Below are 21,786 nucleotides of genomic sequence, written 5' to 3'. Positions count from 1 at the left end.
ACACCCGATGGCAGATCGCATTATCGTCTACTGGCGCGACATTCCGGCCCAGGTCATCATCAAGAAGGGCCGCACGACGGCGAAACGCGAGCTGTCGCTGCGCTTCACCGAGGCGATCGACATGTGCGCCATGCGCACCGGCGCTGCCGAGACCGACGATTATCTCGCCGAATGGCGCAAGGCCGATCCGGTGCCGGTCTCCGACGATCTGGAGGCGGAAGCCGATAGCGCCGCCGCCGAACTCGAAGCTGCCTATGACCGCGAGCGCCTGGTGGCCCTCGTCAAGGCCGGAGGCCGCGACAATGGCTGACGCCAAACCATCCGGCGAACCGAAGATCCTGAAGGGCAATGCGGCACCGGGCGCCAAGGCCGCGACCGGCGCCTTCACGCCATCCGGCGTCTCGCCAAGCCGTCGCTCGCGCCACAAATACACCGTCCGTCTATGGGCGGTCAGGAATTCACGCTTCCTCGAATGGTTCTACCACCGCTTCGCCGACCTGTTCCTGCTGCTTCATCCACTCTGGAACGCCATCGGCTATGGTCGGGTGGAGCGGCCGGTCACTTTCGTCGAGCGGCACGTCAAGGGCTTCCTGTTCGACTGTCGCATGTGCGGCCAGTGCGCGCTGTCATCGACCGGCATGTCCTGCCCGATGAACTGTCCGAAGCAGTTGCGCAACGGCCCCTGCGGCGGCGTGCGCGCCAACGGCAATTGCGAGGTCGAGCCGGATATGCCCTGCGTCTGGGTGCAGGCGTGGAAGGGCTCGCAGAACATGGAGAGGGGCAACGCCATTTTGAACGTGCAGAAGCCGGTCAACCAGTCGCTGCGTGAAACCTCGTCCTGGCTGCGCGTGACGGCGGAAGCCGCTGCCCGCCGTGAAGCGGCATCCAGGGAAGGCCAGGCATGACCCCCGACATCAATCCCTTCGATCCCGGCGCGCCGCTCGAGCCCCTGCCCGGCCACTCCTCCCGCGGCCGGCTTGAACGTGTGCTGCGCCGTGGCGAATTCGCGGTGACGGCCGAGCTCAACCCGCCCGACAGCGCCAATCCGCAGGACGTCTACGAGCGCGCCGCCATCTTCGACGGCTGGGTCGACGGCATCAACGCGGTCGACGCATCGGGCGCCAACTGCCACATGTCGTCTGTCGGCATCTGCGCGCTCCTGACCCGCATGGGCTACGCGCCGATCATGCAGATCGCCTGCCGCGACAAGAACCGCATCGCCATCCAGGGTGACGTGCTCGGCGCGTCGGCCATGGGCGTGCAGAACATCATGTGCCTGACGGGCGACGGCGTGCAGGCCGGCGACCAGCCGGGCGCAAAGCCCGTCTTCGACCTCGACTGCATGTCGCTGCTCGAAACCGTGCGCATCATGCGCGACAACTCGAAGTTCCTTTCGGGCCGCAAGCTGACGACCCCGCCGCAGGTTTTTCTCGGCGCTGCCATCAACCCTTTCGCGCCGCCTTACGATTTCCGACCCTATCGTCTCGCCAAGAAGATCGAGGCGGGTGCGCAGTTCGTGCAGAGCCAGTACTGCTTCGATGTGCCGATGTTCCGCGAATACATGAAGAAGGTGCGCGACCTCGGCTTGCACGAGAAATGCTACATCCTCGTCGGCGTCGGTCCCATGGCATCGGCCAAGACCGCCCGCTGGATCCGCTCCAACGTGCCGGGCATCCATATCCCCGACAGCGTGATTGCCCGACTTGAAGGCGCGCAGGACCAGAAGAAGGAAGGCAAGCAGCTCTGCATCGACATCATCAACGAGGTCAAGGAGATCGAAGGCGTCTCCGGCATCCACGTCATGGCCTATCGCCAGGAAGAATATGTCGCTGAAATCGTGCATGAATCGGGCGTCTTGAAGGGCCGCAAGCCCTGGAAACACGAGACGTTGCCCGCGGATGCGGTTGTGGCCGAGCGCCTGGAACACATTCGCGAGGGCAAGGAAGAAAACCAGCAGCAGATGGCCGAAGCCGCGGCCCATCACTCGCCCAATCATTCACACTGAACAACGGGCGCCGATCAAAAGGCGCCTATCATCGACTTCATGGGCATGTTTACATAGCCCCCGCCAGGACAAAGGACCCTTCATGACCCGGACCATCGTCGCCTCCGCCACCCGCGAGATCATCATCGGCTTCGATCAGCCGTTCTGCGTCATCGGCGAACGCATCAACCCGACCGGCCGCAAGAAGCTTGCCGCCGAGATGATCGAAGGCAACTTCGACACGGTCATCAAGGACGCGCTGGAGCAGGTCGCAGCCGGCGCGACGATGCTCGACGTGAATGCCGGGGTGACCGCCGTCAACCCGAACGAGACCGAGCCGCCGCTGCTGGTCAAGACGCTCGAGATCGTCCAGGGCCTCGTCGACGTGCCGCTGTCGATCGACAGTTCGGTGACGGCCGCCATCGAGGCCGCACTGCGCGTCGCCAAGGGACGGCCCCTCGTCAACTCCGTCACCGGCGAGGAAGAGAAGCTCGAGGCGATCCTGCCGCTCTGCAAGAAATACGACGTGCCAGTTGTGGCGATCTCCAACGACGAAACCGGCATTTCCGAAGATCCGGACGTGCGCTTTGCCGTTGCCAAGAAGATCGTCGAGCGCGCCGCCGACTTCGGCATCAAGCCGCACGACATCGTCGTCGACCCGCTGGTGATGCCGATCGGCGCCATGGGCACCGCCGGCCAGCAGGTGTTTGCGCTTCTGCGGCGGCTGCGCGAAGAGCTGAAGGTCAACACCACCTGCGGCCTCTCCAACATCTCCTTCGGCCTGCCGCACCGCCACGGCATCAATGCCGGCTTCATCCCGATGGTCATCGGCGCCGGCATGACGTCCGCGATCATGAACCCCTGCCGCCCGCAGGAAATGGAAGCGGTGCGCGCCGCAAACGTCTTGAACGGCACCGACCCGAACTGCACCCACTGGATCAAGACCTACCGCGACCACAAACCGGCCGATGGCGGCCATGTCGTGGCTGCAGCACCGGCTGCCGCCTCCGGCGGACGTCGCGGCGGTCGCGCGGCTCGCACCGGCGGTGCTGCTGCGAGCGAATAATCCTGGTTCGAAGCTAAAACACGCGAAGGGAGACGGAGATTGGGAGGCCAGCCGCGCCGCTCTTTTTCCTCTCCCTTTCACCGTTGACAGCTGGCGATTTGGGCACAGGTACTGACAGACGTCGATATTTCCATCCGGCAATGCAAACGTGGAGACCTCAGATGACACGCAGCCTTCGCCTCGATGCCGCATCCCTCTGGTTCGAAGCCCCGTTCGTGATTGCCGTCCGGCTGCAGGAAATGCAGATGGCCGCACTGACCGGCCGGACACAGGACGTGAACGAGCTTCATCGCATGATCTCCGAGAAGGTTGCCGCGACGGCCGAAAGCATGGTGGCGGTCAATGTCGCGCTCTGGAAAGCCGCCTTCGACAACACCTTGCGGCTGATGACTGGCGGCACGGCATCCGGCCACGGAACGGCGATTGCGTCGGCAGCGCTCAGGCCCTATGGCAAGCGGGTGCGCAGCAACGCCCGGCGGCTGTCGCGCAAGTAGGCTGACCGGTCACTCTGGGCGCTCGAACAGATATTTTCATGTCGGGATTGGACAACTATCGGGCGCCGTTCCGGTGCAGTCTGAAACCGTTTAGCCGTGTTTCGCTTACCCCATTGAAGCGGACCTGACGAAAGACTTGAGAGCATGCGCATCGAAGGCACATCCGAGATCGAGACCAACATGAGCGAAGCCGTGCAGAAGGACCCTCTGGTGCTGTTCATGCCCTCGGGCAAGCGCGGCCGTTTCCCGGTCGGCACGCCGGTACTCGATGCCGCCCGCAAGCTCGGCGTCTATGTCGAAAGCGTGTGCGGCGGGCGCGCCACCTGCGGGCGCTGTCAGATCGAGGTGCAGGAAGGCAATTTCGCCAAGCACAAGATCGTCTCCTCGCTCGACCACATTTCGGAAAAGGGCGCCAAGGAAGAGCGCTACGAAAAAATCCGCGGCCTTCCCGATGGCCGCCGCCTCTCCTGTTCCACCCAGATCCTCGGCGACCTCGTCATCGACGTGCCGCAGGACACCGTCATCAACGCCCAGGTCGTGCGCAAGGCTGCGACCGACCGGGTGATCGAGCGCAATGCCGCCGTCCAGCTCTGCTATGTCGAGGTGGACGAGCCCGACATGCACAAGCCGCTCGGCGACCTCGACCGCCTGAAGGTGATGCTGGAAAAGGACTGGGGCTGGAAGGATCTGTTGATCGCGCCGCACCTGATCCCGCAGGTCCAGGGCATCCTGCGCAAGGGCAACTGGGCGGTGACCGCTGCGATCCACCGCGACATGGATTCATCCCGTCCCTTCATCGTCGGCCTGTGGCCCGGCCTGAAGAACGAGGCCTATGGTGTTGCCTGCGACATCGGCTCGACCACCATTGCCATGCATCTGGTGTCGCTCTTGTCCGGCCGCATCGTCGGCTCGTCCGGCGCTTCCAACCCGCAGATCCGCTTCGGCGAAGACCTGATGAGCCGCGTCTCCTACGTGATGATGAACCCGGACGGTCGCGAAGCCATGACCAAGGCGGTGCGCGAGGCGATCAACGGCCTGATCGGCAAGGTCTGTGCCGAAGGCGAGATCGACCGTCACGACATTCTCGACATGGTCTTCGTCGGCAACCCGATCATGCACCACCTGTTCCTCGGCATCGACCCGACGGAACTCGGCCAGGCGCCGTTTGCGCTCGCCGTGTCCGGCGCGCTGCAATACTGGGCGCACGAGATCGACATCGACGTCAACCGCGGCGCCAGGCTCTACATGCTGCCCTGCATTGCCGGCCATGTCGGCGCGGATGCTGCGGGCGCGACGCTTGCCGAAGGCCCCTACCGCCAGGACAAGATGATGCTGCTCGTCGATGTCGGCACCAATGCCGAGATCGTGCTTGGCAACAAGGACCGCGTCGTTGCTGCGTCCTCGCCGACCGGCCCCGCCTTCGAGGGCGCTGAAATCTCGTCGGGCCAGCGTGCGGCACCGGGCGCGATCGAGCGCGTGCGCATCGATCCCGTCACGCTCGAGCCGCGCTTCCGGGTGATCGGCGTCGACAAGTGGTCGGACGAGGACGGCTTTGCCGAGGCAGCCGCCTCCGTCGGCGTTACCGGCATCTGCGGCTCGGCGATCATCGAGATCGTCGCCGAGATGTATCTTTCCGGGATTATCTCCGAGGACGGCGTCGTCGATGGCGCGATGGCGGCAAGAAGCCCGCGCATCGTGCCGAACGGCCGCACCTTCTCCTATCTTCTGCACGACGGCGAACCGCGCATCACCGTGACGCAGAACGACATCCGCGCCATCCAGCTTGCGAAGGCCGCCCTTTACGCCGGCATCAAGCTGCTCATGGAAAAGCTCGATATCGACCACGTCGACACCATCCGCTTCGCCGGCGCCTTTGGCTCGTTCATCGATCCGAAATACGCGATGGTGCTGGGCCTCATTCCGGACTGCGACCTCGACGAGGTCAAGGCCGTCGGCAACGCCGCCGGCACCGGCGCGCTCATGGCGCTCCTGAACCGCGGCCACCGCCGCGAGATCGAGCAAACCGTCAGCAAGATCGAGAAGATCGAGACGGCGCTTGAATCAAAGTTCCAGGAGCATTTCGTCAACGCCATGGCGATTCCCAACAAGGTGGATACGTTCCCGAAGCTTTCTACGGTGGTGACGCTGCCGGAGCGCAAGGTGAGCGGCGATGATGGCGAGGGTGGCGGTCGTCGTCGCAGGCGCAGCCGGGAGTAGGTCGGCATCGCGCGGGATCGAACCGGGTTCGCTGCCTTCAGAGCCTCCCCGTCGGAAATTGCCACTCACCGGTCCGCGCGATTAACCAACTATACACGCCCGAGTTGTCTTCCTGCTTTCTTCAGCTATAGCTTGAGCGGACAACAGGCTGGTACAAATGACGACTCTCGCGCGTTGGCTTGCGCTCCTGATCACCATCACGACGAGCTTTGCCTTCTTCATACGGCCAGCACTGGTCATTGTCCCGTCACTGCGCACGGATCAACCGGGCTTTACCATGGTCGTGTTTCGCGGCCTCGATTACGAGGCCAAGATACTCGACAGCCCGAAGGCCTATTGTGAGCGGGTCGGAAGGTCTGGCTATTTTTGCGAATGTACCGTCGCCGATCAGGTCATGGCCGCCGGATTCGTGCCCCTGCCGTTCAGCTCAACGCTCTATGAGATGACGCTTCCAAAAGAAGCGGCAGTCGAAGGCCGTGATCGATCCGCCCTCTAACCCAGTGCGCGAATGTGGACGCATCGAGATTCCCGCTTGCCTTAATCCCGGTGGCGGGCGAACGTCAGACCAATCGCATTTTCCTGAACTGGCATTCGAACCGATGAACAACAAGATTCTCGACACCCTGACCGGCATGTACTTCACGGTCGACGATCCGGATGGCACCTACGGCACCGGCCAGGTCATCCGTATGGCCGCCGAAGGCATCTACTTCATTCGCTACGACGGCAACGAAGTGGAACTGCCGATGGAGCTGGTCTCGATCGGCGAGATGCTGCAGACCACCGAAGAGGACTACAAGCTCTGGCGGTTCTTCGACACGATCGAGGAACGGGACAAGTGGATCGAATGGCTGGACGCGCCGTCGAAGCCGCGCGTGGTCACGCTCGTGAGGCCGACGCCGACCAAATAGCCGGCTCAACGCTCTCGCCTTCCGCAGTCATGAGACGCGCCCACCCCTTCCAACAGAGGCGGTGGGCGCCACGCGTTTAAGCTCCAGCTAACCATTTCCGTCATTGACGGGTGGTCACCGGGTCGAAATACGGCAACTGCCGTATGTCCCCCGAGCAGCAGCGGGTCTACCCCCGGGATGCCTGCCGCATTGCAGGTGGCCTGAACCGAGGAGACAACCCATGAACATCATCGTCGCCGTGGCGGCGGCGCTCGCTTTTGCGGGCTCCGCCTTCGCAACCGTTTCGCCCGTGCCCGCCGAAACAAAGCCGTTGGCCAAGACCGTCAAGGCATTGGAACTTGCCGGCGGGGTCAACAAGCCCGGCAACCCCGGCAGAAACCCCAAGCCCAATGACAACCGTCAGAGAGGCAGGATCTCGAACCACGATTGACGTCTTTGAGGGCGACTAGAGCCGCCCTCAAAGTTCGATCGATCGATGTCTGGCGGTTCAACGCGCTCACCATCCGCCACGCGCGCTGGTCGCGTGCAAACGGGAACCCCCTTGGGGGTCAGGCTTTGGTGAAAGTCAGGCCGCGTCCGATGTCTGGTGGCACGCGGCATGGGCAAGCGGTCTCGCGCTTGGCGCAGGCGTCACCACCGGGGCAGCTTCGGTCTCGGCCGGCTGTGTTTTTTGCCAGTCGCGCAGCCTTCGCCACTCGCGCCAGATCTGGCGCAAGTCCTCGAGAAGATTGAAGGGAGGTGGGGTCGCGGCAAGTGTGCCGGACGCTGTCGATGGTTCCAACTGCTGTTCGGCTGCGGTCGACATCGTCAATCTCGCTTTCGCTTGTTGGTCTTATTGCTAAAAATTATACCGGATTTTTCGCCAACCTGTCAAATTTCTGTGAATTTTGCCGGCCTATTCGTACGAATAGGACAATAGAGCTGCAGAAAACATGACGATATAAAAGTCGATCGGAACGAAAGCACGCTTGCCACCGCAAGATACATTGATGATTGCGCGCGTTTTTCCTTCGCTTATAACGGGTATGCACATCAGCGACGGATGCTTATCGAGATCAACACTGTAGTCGAATATCAAACCAACGCACCGGTAGGTGCTCATGTTGATCCCGGCCAAATGCTTCGTCGACGGAATGTAGATCGGCGCCTGCTTCTTGTATGACGCCCCGGCCGCACTTCTCTCGACGGATAGCCTTGCGTCCTTGACGTCCTCGTAAAACGCCGGCGGATAGGCGCAGACGACCGACATGCTTCCGGACGCCTCGTCTACCTCCATCATCGAGAAGCAGAAGGTCTTGTTCTTGCGGCCGACGCCGAGGATTTTGGTCGTCGTTTCCATGACCAGATCGAAGAACGTCTTCTTGTCGACGCGGCCCGACCTCAGATAGGCTCTGGAACTCGCAAGCAAGGCCGCCATCTCGGCCGGCATCGTCGCTTCCCGTCCGCGAATTCTCCATTCCTTCCAGTGGTGGCGCACGACCAGCAGCGCCAGCACCACGATGACGACATCCACCCAGAACGGCAGGATCGGCAGGACTGGAAGAGACGAGATCACCCGGCCCCAAAGCCCCTGGGGCGTCTCGGTGGCCTCGCCGGGCGCGTGCTCGGCCGACTGGTGGGTCACGAGGCGCAGAAACGCCAGGAGCACTTCAAACAAAATGTAGGCGCTGGCCACGAACAGCACACCGGAAGCCGTCTGGCCGAAGACCGACTGCAGCCAGAAGCGAATACGGAAGCGTATTACGTAGATCCAGCACCAGACAAGCCAGCACAGAGTTCGAATACCTTCGAATTCTTCAGGAAAGTACCGGCGCAGAAAAAACGGCGAGATTACCGCCGCGGCCAGAACAACATACAATACTATCCACATCGTCAATCTGCCCGCGGATATATAAGAATATTTTAATGTTATCAGGCATCCGCAGAAGAGTGAAGAACGAAGCGGAACGAAACGAGCAGCAGCGGACTACGGCGGGGAACGTTTCTGACCGTTCGTGCGCACGCGTCTCTTAAGGCCTTCGGCACTGCCCCGAAGCACACCGCTGATATTGCAGAACTTCTTGACATTGTTGGGCAATGTCGCGCTGACGGCTGGCGGGCGCACGGCTTTTCTTCAACCGGACGAGCCCCTTGACGGTGCGCGCGGCCTGTCAGGTCGCCGCGGATGCCGGGCCGGAATCACAAACGCGGGCAACAAAAAAGGCCGGGGCGAAACCGCACCGACCTTCCTCATCATCGCTCTTACACCCGTGCCAGTACATCCGTGGTCAAAAGTCTAATGCGACGCGGCGATTGCGAGCGGCGAAAGGTTTCAGCGCTCATAACAATACCGATGGGCGTGTCTATACGGGGCGATTGTGTTCGAAACAAGTCTCGAACACGAAAGCGCCGCGCATTCTTCGAACGCGCGGCGCCTGGTTTACAGCGATTTCAGGTTGCCACTTATTGCGGCGTCAGGTCGAAGCCGAACCACTTTTCCGAGAGGCGCTTGATGGTGCCGTCGGCCTTGGCGGCCTTGATGGCGTCGTCAAACAGCGCCTTCAGCTCCGGGTCGCTCTTGCGCAGGCCAACCGAGCTGCCGGCGCCGAGGAAGCCGCCCTGGAAGCGCGGGCCGGTGATGACCATGTCGCTGTTGGCCGGCTTTTCGACCGATGTCATCAGGTAGCCCATCGAGGCCATGACGAAGTCGACGCGGCCGGCGATCAGATCGAGGTCGTGCTGCTCGGTCGTCTTGTATTCACGCACCTCGACCACGTCCTTCAGGTACTCGTCGATGAAGCGCGCCGCGATCGAGGCCGTCTGGACGCCGATGGTCTTGCCTTCGACGAGCGGCTTCAACTCGTCCACCGCCTTGCGGGCGCCGGCCTCGTTGGATGCGAGCGAGAACAGTTCGCCCTTCATCGGCAAGGTTTCGAGTTCCCCGCCCTTGATCGTGGCGAAGGCCTGGCCGGTGCTGCCGTAGGAGATCGAAAAGTCGATGACTTCCTTGCGCTTTTCGGTCGCCGACATGCCGGCCATGATGGCGTCGAACTTGCCGGCGTTGAGCGCCGGGATCAGGCCGTCGAATGCCTGCGGCACGACGGTGCATTCCACCTTCATGTGCGCGCACAGGATCTTGCTGAGCTCGATCTCGTAACCGTCGAGCGTACCGTCCGGCTTGGTGAGATTATAGGGCGGAAACGCGCCTTCGGTGGCAATGGTAACCTTGGTCCACGTCTTCTGCTCGGCCTGAGCCGGTGCGGAAAGGACGCCGGCGGCAACGGCAAGCGCCGCAGCCGTGATTGCGCCCGTCTTCACGCGGTTATGCTTCTTCATGCAGATATTCCCCTTTTTGCTATGGTAACGGCTTGCTTCGGTCGTGCCAGTGACAGGCCCGGCCTCAACTGTTGATGAACTGGCGGAAGCGCTCGGACTTCGAGCGGGTGAACACCTCCTCAGGCGCACCCTCCTCCTCGATCGCGCCCTTGTGCAGGAACACGACCCGGCTCGACACGTCGCGGGCAAAGCCCATCTCGTGGGTGACGACGAGCATCGTGCGGCCCTCTTCCGCCAGCCCGCGCATGACGCGCAGCACTTCGCCGACGAGTTCGGGGTCGAGCGCCGAAGTCGGCTCGTCGAAGAGCATCGCTTTCGGGCGCATCGCGAGCGCCCGGGCAATCGCCGCCCGTTGCTGTTGGCCACCCGAGAGGTGCGCAGGATAATGGTTGCGCTTGTCGGCAATGCCCACCTTGGCAAGCAGCGCCTCTGCCTCTTCGATCGCCTCCCTTCGCGACCGCTTCAAGACATGCACCGGCGCCTCGATGACGTTTTCGAGCACGGTCTTGTGGGACCAGAGATTGAAGCTCTGGAACACCATGCCGAGTTCGGAACGGATGCGGTCCACCTGCTTCTGGTTGGCCGGGCGGCTTCTGCCGTCGCTCTGCGTCTTCAGCCCGATCGCCTCGCCGGCCACCTCGATGGTGCCGGAGTTCGGAACCTCAAGCATGTTGATGCAGCGAAGCAGTGTCGACTTGCCGGAGCCGGACGAGCCGAGGATCGAGATCACCTCGCCTTCGCGTGCTTCGAGCGAGACGCCCTTCAGCACCTCGACGGGCCCGAAGCTCTTGTGCAGATCGCACACGCGGATGGCGACATTTGCCGTCGCCGGCGCATTCAGGTTGGCGGAGATGTTCACTGCATTTCTCCCTTGAGCGCCCCAGAGATGGCCAGCGGCGGGCGCGATTGCGGATTCAGCCGGTGCTCGGCAAAAGCGACGAGCCGCGTCAGGATAAAGTTGATGGCAAGATAGATCGCGCCGGCAACGACGAAGACCTCGATGACGCGATAGGTCTCGGAGATGATGCGGGCGGCAACGCCGGTCACTTCCATCAGGGTGATGATCGAGGCAAGCGACGTCGCCTTGATCATCGAGATCACCTCGTTTCCGTAGCCCGGCAGCGCCTGGCGAAGCGCCTGCGGAGCGACGATGCGGCGGAAGATCATCAGGCGCCCCATTCCGCAGGCGCGCGCCGCCTCCACCTGGCCGTGCGGCACCGAAAGCAGGCCGCCGCGAATGATCTCGCTCGCATAGGCGGCGGTGTTGAGCATCAGCGCCAGCACCGCGCACCAGTAGGGCTCGCGCAGAACAGGCCAGAAGATGCTGTGGCGCACCGCCGGAAACTGGCTGAGGCCATAGTAGATCAGGAAGATCTGCACGAGCAGCGGCGTGCCGCGGAACAGAAACACATAGGCGCGGGCAAAAAGGTCGAGCACCAGGATGCCCGACAGCCGCGACAACGCCAGAAGCATGGCGAGCACCGAACCGAGCGCGACCGACGTCACTGCCAGCTCGATCGTCAGCGGCAGGGCCGAGACGAGGCTGAGGAAGGTTTCAAGAGCAAATTTGATATCCATCAGCCCCTCCTGACGCCGCGCGACAGACGCCGTTCGCTGAGCTGCAGAAGCAGGCCGGAAACGGTGGAGATCGCGAGATAGACGAGTGCGGCGATGAAGAAGAAATCGAAGGGGCGGCCGGTGGAGCCGGCACCGATCTGGGACTGGCGCAGAAGCTCGACGACGCCTGTGACCGACACCAGCGCCGATTCCTTCAAGACCACCTGCCAGACATTGCCGAGGCCCGGAAGGGCGTGACGGAGCGTCAACGGCGCAGTGATGCGGCGAAATTTCAGCAACCGCCCCATGCCGCAAGCCGTCGCCGCCTCCAGTTCGCCCGGCGTGACCGCGCGGAAGGCGCCGCGGAAAACCTCAGTCTGCTGCGCGCCCGAGGTGACGCCGACGGCAAGGGCGCCGGCAAGGAAGCCCGGGAAGCTGACGAAGCCCTCGGCGCCAAAAGCCTGGCCGATGGCGGTGACGGCGGCACTGCCGCCGAAATAGAAGAGGTAGATGACCAAGAGATCCGGAAGGCCGCGCAGCACCGTGGTGTAGGTTTCAGCCACCATGCGGGTGACCGGTCCGCCGGAGATCTTCGCCCAGGCGCCGAAGGTGCCGATGACGGCGCCGATCGCAAAACCGGCGAGCGCAATGAGGATGGTCATCCAGGCGCCGACGGCGAGCGCATGGCCCCAGCCGTCAGGCCCGAAACTGATGATGTCGAGGATACCTGGCTCCGTCAAAGGCTTGCCTCCCGCAATACCATTGCCTTTGAGAACGCACTATTCATGGCGGCCCTCGGGCAGCGGCGGATTGACGTTGTCGGGGATCGGGTTGACGAAGGGCGTGCCTTCGAGCCGTGCGGCGTGATCGGCCTTGGCCTGTTCGATCAGCGAGGGGTCGAGGATCAGGTCGAGCGCCGTGCTCGCCATCACCTTGGCCGCATGTTCCATGCCCTTGTGGGCGGCCGGCAGCTTGCCTTGGGCGACCAGTTGCCACGAATGGCCGGGCGTGCCGATCGCATAGGTGGCGCCGCGCATCTGCACGGTCGGGACCACCCAGCTGACGGTGCCGACATCGGTGGAGCCGACCAGCGTGCCTGCGCCGCTTTCCGGCGGGAAGATCGTGTCGCAAAGGGCGATGCCACGGCGCAGTTTCAGGCCGAAACGTTCGAAGGCAGAGGCGATGTCCTCGCCGGTAAAAGTCTCCTGGAATCGGGCGGCCATCTGCCGGTCCGCGTCGTCGAACTGCGGGGCCCCGAGATGTTCGAGGTGGCGGTGCATCAGCGCCTCGAGCGGCGTGTTGCCGACGAGGTTGGCATCGCCGCTGATCACCTCGTCGCTGACCGTCGTGCCGGTCATCAGCGCCGCCCCTTCGGCGACCTTGCGCACCCGTTCCGAAAGGTCGAGCAGTTCCGGCAGGTTGCGGGCGCGGATGAGGTAGCGCACGGTCGCGCGCGCCTGCACCACGTTCGGTGCGTGGCCGCCCGTGTCCGTCACGGCATAGTGGATGCGCGCCGACGACGGCATGTGCTCGCGCAGATAGTTGACGCCGACATTCATCAGCTCGACGGCATCGAGCGCGCTACGGCCGAGATGGGGAGCGGCAGAGGCGTGCGATGCCCGGCCGTGGAAGCGGAAGTTGATCTCGTTGCAGGCGAGCGAGACCGGATTGTTGACGCCGGCAAAGGGGGCCGGGTGCCAGGAGATGGCGATATCGACATCGTCGAAGACGCCATCGCGCACCATGAAGCCCTTGGACGAACCGCCCTCTTCGGCGGGGCAGCCGTAGTAGCGCACCCGGCCCTTCAGGCCGTTTGCCGCCAGATAATCCTTGACTGCGGTCGCCGCCATCATTGCGCCGGCGCCGAGCAGGTTGTGACCGCAGCCATGGCCGTTGCCGCCATCGACGAGCGGCCGTTCCTCCGGCACACCCGCCTCCTGGCTGAGACCCGGCAGCGCGTCGAACTCGCCGAGGATGGCGATAACGGGCCCGCCCTCGCCCGCCTCGCCCATGACAGCGGTCGGCAGGCCGGCAACGCCGCGCGCGACGCGGAAGCCCTCGGCTTCCAGCAGCGTGGCGTGTTCGGCCGACGAGCGGAACTCTTCGTAATTGGTTTCCGGCGTATCCCAAACCCGATCGCTGAGCGCGAAGAACTGATCGCGCTTGGCTTCGAGCATCTCCCAGACGGCATGCGAATTCTTCATGGTTTACCGGCGCCCTCAATGATAGTATCCAGAATTGGCGCCAATTTACGGAATCATTTTTGGATACACAAGGGTGGCATCAGGAATTATTTCAATTGGCGCCGAGAGCGTGTCTTGCTGCCCATCACGGCGACGAGGCGCCCACTCAAGGCGTTGAAACTGACCAAGAAAATCCACGCCGCCCAGATTGAATTGTCCTGGGCGTCATCATAGTTTCTCCAAAAATGGAGCCAATTCCCCGCAAAGGGGTGGCAGTCGACATGAGAAAAACAGGACCGGCGATGAGCGACGATCTGATGCAAACGGAAGCAGCCACCGACAAGAAGGACGTGACCGACCTCCTGCTGCACGACATCCTGACCGGCACCCTTCCCGCCGGCACCTGGCTGAAACAGATCGATCTCGAACGCCGCTACGATTGCACGAGGCCAGAGGTGCGCCGCGCGCTGGACCGGCTGTCGCAAAAGCGCCTGGTGCAGCACAATCCCAACCGCGGCTACCAGGTCTATGAACTCGACGACCAGCGCACCCGAGAGATCAGTGACATCCGTGTCATCCTGGAAACCGGCGTCGCCGACCGGATGATCGCCAACGCGACGCCGAATTCCATCAGGGAATTGCGCGACCTCGCCAAGAACTTCGACGAGATGTCGTTCCGCGGCTCGATCATGGAGCACTACGACGCCAACCTCGCCTTCCACCGCGCCCTGCTCATGCTGTCGGGCAACATCGAACTCGTCGGCATTATCGCCGAAATCCGCCAGCGCACGGCGTCCGCCCCGGTCTCGCAATGGCGCACCCGCGCCCGCATCGAACAGTCGGCCCGCGAGCATCACCTGATGGTCGACGCACTGGAGGCTCGCGATCTCAAGGAACTGAAGCGGCTGATCGAAATCCACATCCGCCAGGCGCCGGTGAAGGCGTGAGCCCTTGCCGATAGGCGCTTCGCCGGTCCGGCGGCCGCTTGGCCGCCCCGCGGCCGGAAACTTTGCGCCAAGAGCGGCCGTTGTGACGTAAAACTGTCAATTGCAGCAGCTACTTACGCGTTCGATTTCATAGGGAGTTTTATGTTGTCCTATCCGAACCGCGCGGCTGCTTTACAGGCGCTTGTTACTGCGATCTCAACAGTCACCTTCGCAAGACCAATTCGGGTTGCAATTGATGGACGGACCGCCTCCGGGAAAACGACGCTTGCGGACGAACTTTCCGAAATCCTTGTTGCGAGCGGCAGGGAAGCAATTCGCACGTCCATCGATGGCTTCCACAGGCCGAAAGCCGAACGCTATGCGCGCGGGCGGAACTCGCCAGAAGGATACTATTACGATGCGCGTGATCTCCCTGCCATCAATGCGCTGCTTCTGGAGCCACTCGGCCCGGATGGTAGCCGCGCATATCGCACGGCATCCTTTGATCTCTTGAACGATGAACCAATCGATGAGGAGGCAAAGATGGCTTCCGCTGATGCGATCCTCATCGTGGACGGTACGTTCCTGCAGCGCCCTGAGCTGTCAGGCAACTGGGATTTGGCGATCTTTGTCGAGACCACCGAGGCTGTTTGCGAACGGCGCGGCGTTGAGCGCGACGCCCAGCTGCTCGGGGGAATGGACGCGGCGCGCCAGCTTTATGCGACCCGATATCAGCCCGCATACAGTCTCTACGAGCGCATTTGCGCGCCAAGCCTGAATGCGGACGCTGTCTTCAACAATGATGATTTTGATCGTCCTGACCTGACGATCAAGGCAAACGGCAGGTTGCCTTGAGAGGCACATGACTGGTTGGGGCCGCCAGGGCCCCTTGGGTGCGGGGCTTCACTCAGCCGAGAACTTCACCGTCACGCCGCGCTGGCGAAAATAGGCCTGCATCAGCTTGCGGCCGGAACGGTTGTTCTGCACGAGCTTCGCCGGGTCGAACACCGCTTCTTTCACTCCCGCACGCGCCAATGCTGCCTTGAGGGTCGCGATATGCAGGTCGATGTCGGCATTGTCCGCGTTGAGCGATTCATAAATGCGGGTTGTTGCCTCGGCTACGGTCGGTTCACTCAACGATTTCACTCCTGTTGCTGTGTGGCTGGTGCGCGCCACAGTCGTTGGCCTGACCCTATTGGGAAGAAAAGCGCCGGCGTCAATGGGTGAGCATGGATCGGAGTGTCGCGTCCGCTTTGCAAAATGCGGCGTCGGAGGCGGCCGGGTATGGGCTGCAGTGACTTGAGACGGCATGGCCGCTTCTTTCTGGAACAGTCAGCTGGCCGCCCCATCCCCGGCCTGTTCGAGCTCGAGAATGTTGCCTTCAGGGTCGCGCGCATAGGCAATGAGGTACGGCTGATCCTTCGACCCGAAGTCGGTGATCTCGCCAATCTGGCTTCCACCGGCCCGAATGATCGCCGACAGCACGACGCGAATGTCGTCCATCTGGAAGGACAGGTGCCCAAGGCCGGGCTCGTTCACCCTTGGCTGGTCGCGATCATGCATGACCTTGTACTCGTGGATTTCCAGGAAAGGACTGTCTAGAGCGGGGAATTTGAGCCAGATCGAGTAGATCTCGCAGTTCGCAAGTCCATTGCCTCTCCCCACCTTTTGTCCTGATAACGTCCTCGGTTCACGAAGCGGCTCGCATTTCAGAACGGTCACGTAGAACGCGGCGAGCGCGTCCGCGTTACGGGCGACCAAGTTGATGTGAGCAAGCTTCATGTGGCAGTCCCGGTGGGAAGGCGACCCTATCGGCTGGGACGAAAAACAAAAGAGCCTGCGGTGATCCGACGCGGCCTTTTGGCCCAAGCTGCGCGTCGCTCCGCCCTACCCCCCAAGCGCGATCGTTATCACCACCAGGACAGCGCCGATCGCCGCCATGGCAAAGGCCATCGGCCAGGGGCTGCGGCCCATATACTGTCCCAGCCGCGCGCCGATGACGAAGAGCATGACCAGCGCAACACCGTTCGAAAGGCGCATGGCGAGACCGACATTGTCGGTGAAAAGAAACGGGATGCTCGGCGGCAGCGTCGAGACGGCGACGAGCAGGAAGATGGCAAAGGCGGCCTTCAGGTCGCGGCCGGTGACGGTTCTGTGTCTCGGATCATGGCCAAGCGCCCTCACCCGCATGAGCAGCGCATCGGCCTCCCTGGGCGAGGACACCCGGCGCACGTCATCCGGCAGATTGTCGAGAAACATCTCGCGGGCGCGCTCCAGCGGCTCGTGCCGGAGCGCCTCGATGAAGCCCTGGCGCCTCGTGCGCTCGACAACCGTTGCCAGCACATACATGACGCCGTCGACGATGCCCCAAGCGAGGTTGCAGCCAAAGGCGGCGACGAGCACCGCCCTGACGCCGCCATCTTCTCCGGTGACCGTGCTCATCGTTCCGGTAAAGGTCAGCGCCATCAGCAGGCCGAAGACGATCTCCGACAGCCGGTCGATCGGGTCGAGGATGGCGCGCGGCTTGTCGGTCACGGGCAGCAACCCTTGAAGTGGCCCGAATGGGCGCGCCAACACGCGATCATACGCCGCGACGGGGAACAGCCGAACCGCAAGCAGCTGCCCCTTTTCTACTGCGCCTGCAGGTCGGCGAAGGCGTCGCGCACGTGGTCGGCAACGGCGAGCACCGGCGCCGGCGCGTCCGAGATCACCTGCAGTCCGATATTGTAGTGACCAAGATCCGGCAGGCCGTCCCTTTCGCCGAGCTGCACCATCTCGCCTTGCACGAGGTAGCGCGGCAGCGGCGCGATCGCGAGGCCGGCAAGCACAGCCGCCCGCTGGCCGGTCGTATAGGCGCTCAGGAAAGCGATGCGGAACTTGCGGCCGGCGCGCGCGAGCTTTTCCACCGCATCCGCCCGCCAGACGCAGCCGTCTTCCCACATCGACACCGGCAACGGGTCCTTGAGGTGGGCACTGCCGCATTTGGCGCCGGCCCAGACGAGCTTTTCCTGCATCAGGATCTCGCCGTTCCTCGGCACGCCTTCGGTCAGGCTGTTGAAGATGGCGATGTCGAGCCGGTGCTCGTCGACCTTCTTGCGCATGGCGTTGCTCATGCCGATCGACACGTCGATCGTCACGTTCGGATAGGATTCGCCGAAGCGCTTCAGCACCTCGGGCAGGATGCGCTCCCCGACATCTTCCGGCGCGCCGACGCGCACGACGCCATTCATGTCCGGAAGCAGGAAGCGCGACACCGTTTCATTGTTGAGCGACAGCAGCCGGCGGGCAAAACCAAGCAGCGTTTCGCCTTTCGGCGTCAACGTCACCGAGCGCGCATCGCGCAGGAACAGCGTGCAGCCGAGCATTTCCTCAAGCTTCTTGATCTGCATCGAGACTGCCGACGGCGTGCGATAGACGGTTTCGGCCGCAGTGGTGAAATTGCCGGTCTCGGCGATCGCGACGAAGGTCTTCAGCACATCCATTTCAAGAAGCGGAAGCGCGTGTCGCATCATCATGTTCATGGCGGCATCCTCGATCAGAAAAACTGAATGATTGGTTCACTTCATTTCGTTTGATTGAACATCAGGGATGACCGATAGTCAAGCTCAAGGACGAGAAAGGAAGGAGAAGCCCATGTCCACCGTCGCCTTCGCCATCGCTCTCTCGAAGAGTTCCCTTTGTAACAGCCCGATGTCCCGTGAAGTGGCAGACTACAAGCATCGAAGGAGCAACGACATGGTCCTGAACGCCCTTACCCAGATGATCGCCGTGCTTGACGGTGTTGCCAGGCAGCGACGCGAAAAACAGATCGCGCGAAACCGGGTGGAAGCCCGCCGCGAACTCGCCAGACTGCCACAGAGGGTCCGTGACGACGTGATGTTTGCGGACTCGCTAATCAATCACCAAGTTTGATGAAAAGCATCAAACATATTCGTTGGAATGATAGATCAGGTTGCGGCATAACTACCATCGTGGTCGCGACCATCTGAGCACTCAGAAGGAGCCATGAAATGTCCAGCACTCAGTTTTCATCGGCCTCGGAACGGGCATCCTCCCACTCGTCCCTCCCGGGTCTCTTCAATCTTCAGGTTCGTGCCTGGGCGGTTTGGAAGCGCTATCGCCAGGAACGGGCTCTGGAAAACCTGTCCTATGACACGCTGAAGGACATCGGCTTCCCGTCGGTGGACGATGCGGTGCACAAGACCGAACAATGAATGACGGCGTGACCTTTCTCTTCTGAGCGTCACGGTCCGGATCGATCGAAGGGCATTGCCGGCAAGGCGATGCCCTTTTTTCGTTGCGCGGATGGCAAGTTCCACCGGAGGCTGCCCGGGTCGCTCGCCCCCCGCGAAATCTCCACGGAGCTCGCCTGCGCGCGCGGCAGCTCAGCTTTCGGATAGCCCGCCTCATGATCTAAGGTCGATGCATGAGCGATTCAAACCCATTCAATGTCCGCGATCTGAACGGACGCCTCCTTTGTCCCGCATGCGGCTATCCGGACTACGCGTGCGTTCCCGCCTACGACACGCGCGGTGGATTGATCGGAAGCGCCATTTGCCCGTGCTGCCTGTGGGAGCCTGGCTTCGACGATGACCCCGCGACCTCGGCAAAAGCGGAGGATGGCATCGTTGCTTCGTTACAGACCTACCGCGCCGCATGGGGGTCGGCCCTGGGCTGGCGCGGACGAATGACGGAAAAGCCGCCGGGCTGGGACGGCGAACGACAACTGGCGCATCTCTTCGAGCTTGCGCCGGGCCTGCGCTAGCGGACCCTGGGATCGACGACGGAACGCCCTTGCCGCCAGATGCGCGCGGCCTTCGCCGAACGGCTCGAAGGCTCCCCCAGCCAGTGGCCGGCACGCGTCCCACTTGCCTCATACCGACACCCGCCTCAAGCCACTTCGAACGTCGCAATCGACAAACACAACCCTGGCGGGCGCTTTGCGATTGTTGCGTATCTCTGGCAGTTCTTGTCAGATAACGTCAATCGCCCGATAAAATCTGTCGCTTTCCTTACAAAGTCTGGAAATGGCGCTGTCAGCGCGTTTTGCCGCCGGATGTCGCAATGCGAAATCTCTTTGCGGTCGCTGCTTTCCATGCGAATGTCGCAAACAGACAAGCCGAAGAGTATCTTCCAAGCGACGAATATACCCGCATCGCCAAGCATGGGAAGCCTCATGAACAAGCCACTGACCAAAAAGCGTTCTCTCGTCTTCTTCCTGGTGCCGAACTTTTCCATGCTGCCCTTCTCGGCGGCGATCGAAACGCTCCGCATCGCCAACCGCATGCTCGGCTATGAGGCCTATTCCTGGCGCCTCGCTTCGTCGGACGGCGAAAAGGTCCTCTCCTCGAGCGGCATCGCGCTCGAGGTCAACTCGTCGCTGGCCGACGAGCGCAAGTTCCTCGGTGGCGAAAACCGCCCGTCGATGGTGCTGGTCTGTTCCGGCATCTATGTCGAGGACTTCAACAACAAGTCGGTCAATGCCTGGCTGCGCGAAGTCTACAATCGCGGTGTCGCCGTCGGCAGCCTCTGTACGGGCGCCCATGTGCTGGCATCCGCCGGCCTGCTGACGGGCAAGCGCTGTGCCATCCACTGGGAGAACCTGCCGGGCTTTTCCGAAACCTTCCCCCAGGTCGACGTCTATGCCGACCTCTACGAGATCGACAGCAACATCTACACCTGCGCCGGCGGCACCGCCTCGCTCGACATGATGCTGAACCTGATTGACCAGGATTTTGGCGAAAACCTCGTCAACCGCGTCTGCGAACAGGCGCTGACCGACCGCGTGCGCGGCCCGCATGACCGCCAGCGCCTGCCGCTGCGCGCCCGCCTTGGCGTACAGAACGCCAAGGTGCTGTCGATCATCGAGCTGATGGAAGCCAACCTCGCCGAGCCGCTGTCGCTGCTCGAAATCGCCGAGGGTGCGGATCTCTCGCGCCGGCAGATCGAACGGCTTTTCCGGCAAGAAATGGGCCGCTCGCCCGCCCGCTACTATCTCGAAATCCGCCTTGACCGCGCAAGGCACCTCTTGATCCAGTCGTCGATGCCGGTCGTCGAAGTGGCCGTCGCCTGCGGCTTCGTCTCCGCCTCGCACTTCTCCAAGTGTTATCGCGAACTCTACAACCGCTCCCCGCAGCAGGAGCGCGCCGACCGCAAGCTGACGCTGCAGATGGCGCGGTAAAGCCGACAGCAAGACAGATGGAAATGGGCGGAGCGATCCGCCCTTTTTTCGTTGTGGCAGCGTTCCCCCTTCTCCAGCCCGCAGCGCCGCATGGATCTCGGGTCATGCCCGAGGATGCCACCCATTCCGGGGCACCTTCCGGGCCGCCCTGCACACTTGCCTTGTTGCGACATTTCAAACTGGCGCGTTTTGCGAGAGGGCTTGCACCCGCACAACTGAGATAGGAATGTCGATGCCCACGGGGAATCGGCCCGTCCGTCATACTCGAGCGCCAGGCGACGTCGCCATCACCACGAGCAGGAGCAAACATGGCCCCCGTCGAAATCGATCCCGCCAAGGTCCACGAGTTCAAGGATTTCCAGAGCTTCTACGACTGGCTCGCCGCCCACCACCACAGCGAAACCGAAGTTTGGATCAAGACCCACAAGGTCGCCTCCGGCCTTGCCTCGATCACGCCGAAGGAGGCGATCGACGCGGTGCTCTGCTGGGGCTGGATCGACGGCGTGCGCAAGGGCTTCGACGAAAAGAGCTTCCTGCAGCGCTACACGCCGCGCGGCAGGAAGAGCATCTGGAGCCAGATCAATGTCGACAACGTCGCCCGCCTGATCGAGGAGGGTCGCATGACCGAGTACGGGCTGAAACAGGTCGAAGCCGCCAAGGCCGACGGACGCTGGGACCGCGCCTATGCCAGCGGCAAGGACATGACGATCCCCGACGACCTGCAGGCGGCGATCGACGCGGAGCCCGCTGCCCGCGACATGCTCGAAAAGCTCAGCGCCCAGAACCGCTTCGCGCTTGCCTTCCGCACCCACAACATGAAGACCGAGGCGGGTCGCAACAAGAAGATTGAGACCTTCGTCGAGATGCTGAAACGCGGCGAGACGATCTATCCGCAAAAGAGCAAGTGAGCGCAACTGGCCACCGGCGCCCGGCCCTTGCGCCAAGCCGGCGG

General features: G+C 62.5%; 28 protein-coding genes. 16 read left to right on the top strand and 12 right to left on the bottom strand.

What is annotated here, in order from left to right:
- Positions 1-7 precede the first annotated feature (7 nt).
- From VGO12_RS09825 to VGO12_RS09785, 9 genes are all read left to right on the top strand, one after another.
- Positions 8-310 carry a virulence factor gene (locus tag VGO12_RS09825; protein ID WP_327512557.1) on the top strand — a complete coding sequence of 101 codons (303 nt, stop codon included), beginning with the start codon at positions 8-10 and terminating at the stop codon, positions 308-310.
- On the top strand, positions 303-905 hold the full coding sequence (locus VGO12_RS09820) for a methylenetetrahydrofolate reductase C-terminal domain-containing protein (protein WP_327512553.1): 603 nt from the start codon (positions 303-305) through the stop codon (positions 903-905). Before VGO12_RS09825 ends, VGO12_RS09820 begins: the two co-directional genes overlap by 8 nt.
- Positions 902-2,005 (top strand): methylenetetrahydrofolate reductase, encoded by a 1,104-nt coding sequence (locus VGO12_RS09815; protein ID WP_327512552.1) that lies wholly within the window; start codon positions 902-904, stop codon positions 2,003-2,005. The genes VGO12_RS09820 and VGO12_RS09815 overlap by 4 nt, the downstream gene beginning before the upstream one ends.
- 82 nt (positions 2,006-2,087) lie before the next feature.
- Positions 2,088-3,050 (top strand): methyltetrahydrofolate cobalamin methyltransferase, encoded by a 963-nt coding sequence (locus VGO12_RS09810; RefSeq protein ID WP_327512551.1) that lies wholly within the window; start codon positions 2,088-2,090, stop codon positions 3,048-3,050.
- 161 nt (positions 3,051-3,211) lie between these two features.
- Positions 3,212-3,544: a hypothetical protein gene (locus tag VGO12_RS09805; RefSeq protein ID WP_327512550.1), complete on the top strand. Its 333-nt coding sequence runs from the start codon at positions 3,212-3,214 to the stop codon at positions 3,542-3,544.
- A 144-nt stretch (positions 3,545-3,688) separates the two neighbouring features.
- Positions 3,689-5,761 (top strand): ASKHA domain-containing protein, encoded by a 2,073-nt coding sequence (locus VGO12_RS09800; protein ID WP_327512549.1) that lies wholly within the window; start codon positions 3,689-3,691, stop codon positions 5,759-5,761.
- Positions 5,762-5,918: 157 nt separating this feature from the next.
- Positions 5,919-6,257 carry a hypothetical protein gene (locus VGO12_RS09795; protein ID WP_327512548.1) on the top strand — a complete coding sequence of 113 codons (339 nt, stop codon included), beginning with the start codon at positions 5,919-5,921 and terminating at the stop codon, positions 6,255-6,257.
- A 103-nt stretch (positions 6,258-6,360) separates the two neighbouring features.
- Entirely contained in the window at positions 6,361-6,672 is a 312-nt protein-coding gene (locus VGO12_RS09790; protein ID WP_327512547.1) for a hypothetical protein, read from the top strand.
- A 220-nt stretch (positions 6,673-6,892) separates the two neighbouring features.
- Positions 6,893-7,102 (top strand): hypothetical protein, encoded by a 210-nt coding sequence (locus VGO12_RS09785; protein ID WP_327512546.1) that lies wholly within the window; start codon positions 6,893-6,895, stop codon positions 7,100-7,102.
- A gap of 135 nt (positions 7,103-7,237) precedes the next feature.
- Here VGO12_RS09785 and VGO12_RS09780 read toward each other — a convergent pair whose 3' ends face one another.
- From VGO12_RS09780 to VGO12_RS09750, 7 genes are all read right to left on the bottom strand, one after another.
- The gene (locus VGO12_RS09780; protein WP_327512545.1) at positions 7,238-7,477 is read right to left on the bottom strand and encodes a hypothetical protein; all 240 of its coding nucleotides are present in this window, start codon (positions 7,475-7,477) and stop codon (positions 7,238-7,240) included.
- A gap of 90 nt (positions 7,478-7,567) precedes the next feature.
- Positions 7,568-8,530 (bottom strand): hypothetical protein, encoded by a 963-nt coding sequence (locus VGO12_RS09775; protein WP_327512544.1) that lies wholly within the window; start codon positions 8,528-8,530, stop codon positions 7,568-7,570.
- 584 nt (positions 8,531-9,114) lie between these two features.
- Positions 9,115-9,987, bottom strand: coding sequence for a transporter substrate-binding domain-containing protein (locus VGO12_RS09770; protein WP_327512543.1), 873 nt, complete (start codon positions 9,985-9,987; stop codon positions 9,115-9,117).
- Between the two features lie 64 nt (positions 9,988-10,051).
- Complete coding sequence (locus tag VGO12_RS09765; RefSeq protein ID WP_327512542.1) at positions 10,052-10,846, bottom strand: ABC transporter ATP-binding protein; 795 nt, start codon at positions 10,844-10,846, stop codon at positions 10,052-10,054.
- Positions 10,843-11,565, bottom strand: a complete 723-nt coding sequence (locus VGO12_RS09760) for an ABC transporter permease (protein ID WP_327512541.1) — start codon at positions 11,563-11,565, stop codon at positions 10,843-10,845. Before VGO12_RS09760 ends, VGO12_RS09765 begins: the two co-directional genes overlap by 4 nt.
- Positions 11,565-12,284 carry an ABC transporter permease subunit gene (locus tag VGO12_RS09755; protein ID WP_327512540.1) on the bottom strand — a complete coding sequence of 240 codons (720 nt, stop codon included), beginning with the start codon at positions 12,282-12,284 and terminating at the stop codon, positions 11,565-11,567. The genes VGO12_RS09760 and VGO12_RS09755 overlap by 1 nt, the downstream gene beginning before the upstream one ends.
- A 39-nt stretch (positions 12,285-12,323) precedes the next feature.
- Positions 12,324-13,748: a M20 family metallopeptidase gene (locus tag VGO12_RS09750; RefSeq protein WP_327512539.1), complete on the bottom strand. Its 1,425-nt coding sequence runs from the start codon at positions 13,746-13,748 to the stop codon at positions 12,324-12,326.
- A gap of 281 nt (positions 13,749-14,029) precedes the next feature.
- Between VGO12_RS09750 and VGO12_RS09745 the strand changes: the two genes are divergently transcribed.
- Both VGO12_RS09745 and VGO12_RS09740 read left to right on the top strand, forming a co-directional pair.
- A complete protein-coding gene (locus VGO12_RS09745; RefSeq protein WP_327512538.1) occupies positions 14,030-14,674 on the top strand; it encodes a GntR family transcriptional regulator in 645 nt (214 codons plus the stop codon).
- Between the two features lie 141 nt (positions 14,675-14,815).
- Positions 14,816-15,508 (top strand): uridylate kinase, encoded by a 693-nt coding sequence (locus tag VGO12_RS09740; RefSeq protein WP_327512537.1) that lies wholly within the window; start codon positions 14,816-14,818, stop codon positions 15,506-15,508.
- A gap of 48 nt (positions 15,509-15,556) precedes the next feature.
- On the opposite strand, the gene VGO12_RS09735 is transcribed toward VGO12_RS09740, so the two are convergent.
- The 4 genes from VGO12_RS09735 to VGO12_RS09720 all read right to left on the bottom strand — a co-directional run bounded on the left by VGO12_RS09735 (position 15,557) and on the right by VGO12_RS09720 (position 18,174).
- A complete protein-coding gene (locus VGO12_RS09735) occupies positions 15,557-15,790 on the bottom strand; it encodes a hypothetical protein (RefSeq protein WP_327512536.1) in 234 nt (77 codons plus the stop codon).
- Positions 15,791-15,985: 195 nt separating this feature from the next.
- Entirely contained in the window at positions 15,986-16,435 is a 450-nt protein-coding gene (locus tag VGO12_RS09730; RefSeq protein WP_327512535.1) for a VOC family protein, read from the bottom strand.
- Between the two features lie 105 nt (positions 16,436-16,540).
- Positions 16,541-17,188 (bottom strand): VIT1/CCC1 transporter family protein, encoded by a 648-nt coding sequence (locus tag VGO12_RS09725; RefSeq protein ID WP_327512534.1) that lies wholly within the window; start codon positions 17,186-17,188, stop codon positions 16,541-16,543.
- Between the two features lie 95 nt (positions 17,189-17,283).
- The gene (locus tag VGO12_RS09720) at positions 17,284-18,174 is read right to left on the bottom strand and encodes a LysR substrate-binding domain-containing protein (protein WP_327512533.1); all 891 of its coding nucleotides are present in this window, start codon (positions 18,172-18,174) and stop codon (positions 17,284-17,286) included.
- A 112-nt stretch (positions 18,175-18,286) separates the two neighbouring features.
- On the opposite strand from VGO12_RS09720, the gene VGO12_RS09715 reads away from it, so the two are divergent.
- The 3 genes from VGO12_RS09715 (at position 18,287) to VGO12_RS09705 (ending at position 19,418) form a co-directional block, all read left to right on the top strand.
- Positions 18,287-18,565, top strand: coding sequence for a hypothetical protein (locus tag VGO12_RS09715; RefSeq protein ID WP_327512532.1), 279 nt, complete (start codon positions 18,287-18,289; stop codon positions 18,563-18,565).
- 98 nt (positions 18,566-18,663) lie between these two features.
- A complete protein-coding gene (locus tag VGO12_RS09710) occupies positions 18,664-18,867 on the top strand; it encodes a DUF1127 domain-containing protein (RefSeq protein ID WP_327512531.1) in 204 nt (67 codons plus the stop codon).
- 212 nt (positions 18,868-19,079) lie between these two features.
- A complete protein-coding gene (locus VGO12_RS09705) occupies positions 19,080-19,418 on the top strand; it encodes a hypothetical protein (RefSeq protein ID WP_327512530.1) in 339 nt (112 codons plus the stop codon).
- Between the two features lie 125 nt (positions 19,419-19,543).
- On the opposite strand, the gene VGO12_RS09700 is transcribed toward VGO12_RS09705, so the two are convergent.
- Complete coding sequence (locus VGO12_RS09700) at positions 19,544-19,819, bottom strand: hypothetical protein (protein WP_327512529.1); 276 nt, start codon at positions 19,817-19,819, stop codon at positions 19,544-19,546.
- Positions 19,820-19,829: 10 nt separating this feature from the next.
- Between VGO12_RS09700 and VGO12_RS09695 the strand changes: the two genes are divergently transcribed.
- Together VGO12_RS09695 and VGO12_RS09690 are read left to right on the top strand one after the other, a co-directional pair.
- Positions 19,830-20,834: a GlxA family transcriptional regulator gene (locus VGO12_RS09695; protein WP_327512528.1), complete on the top strand. Its 1,005-nt coding sequence runs from the start codon at positions 19,830-19,832 to the stop codon at positions 20,832-20,834.
- 308 nt (positions 20,835-21,142) lie between these two features.
- Positions 21,143-21,742, top strand: a complete 600-nt coding sequence (locus tag VGO12_RS09690) for a YdeI/OmpD-associated family protein (RefSeq protein WP_327512527.1) — start codon at positions 21,143-21,145, stop codon at positions 21,740-21,742.
- The last annotated feature ends 44 nt before the right edge of the window (positions 21,743-21,786 follow it).

Source organism: Ensifer sp. (assembly GCF_035999135.1).
Lineage (GTDB): Bacteria > Pseudomonadota > Alphaproteobacteria > Rhizobiales > Rhizobiaceae > Ensifer.
Note: the sequence above shows the minus strand (reverse complement) of the source record. Positions and strands in the feature narration are given on the sequence as shown.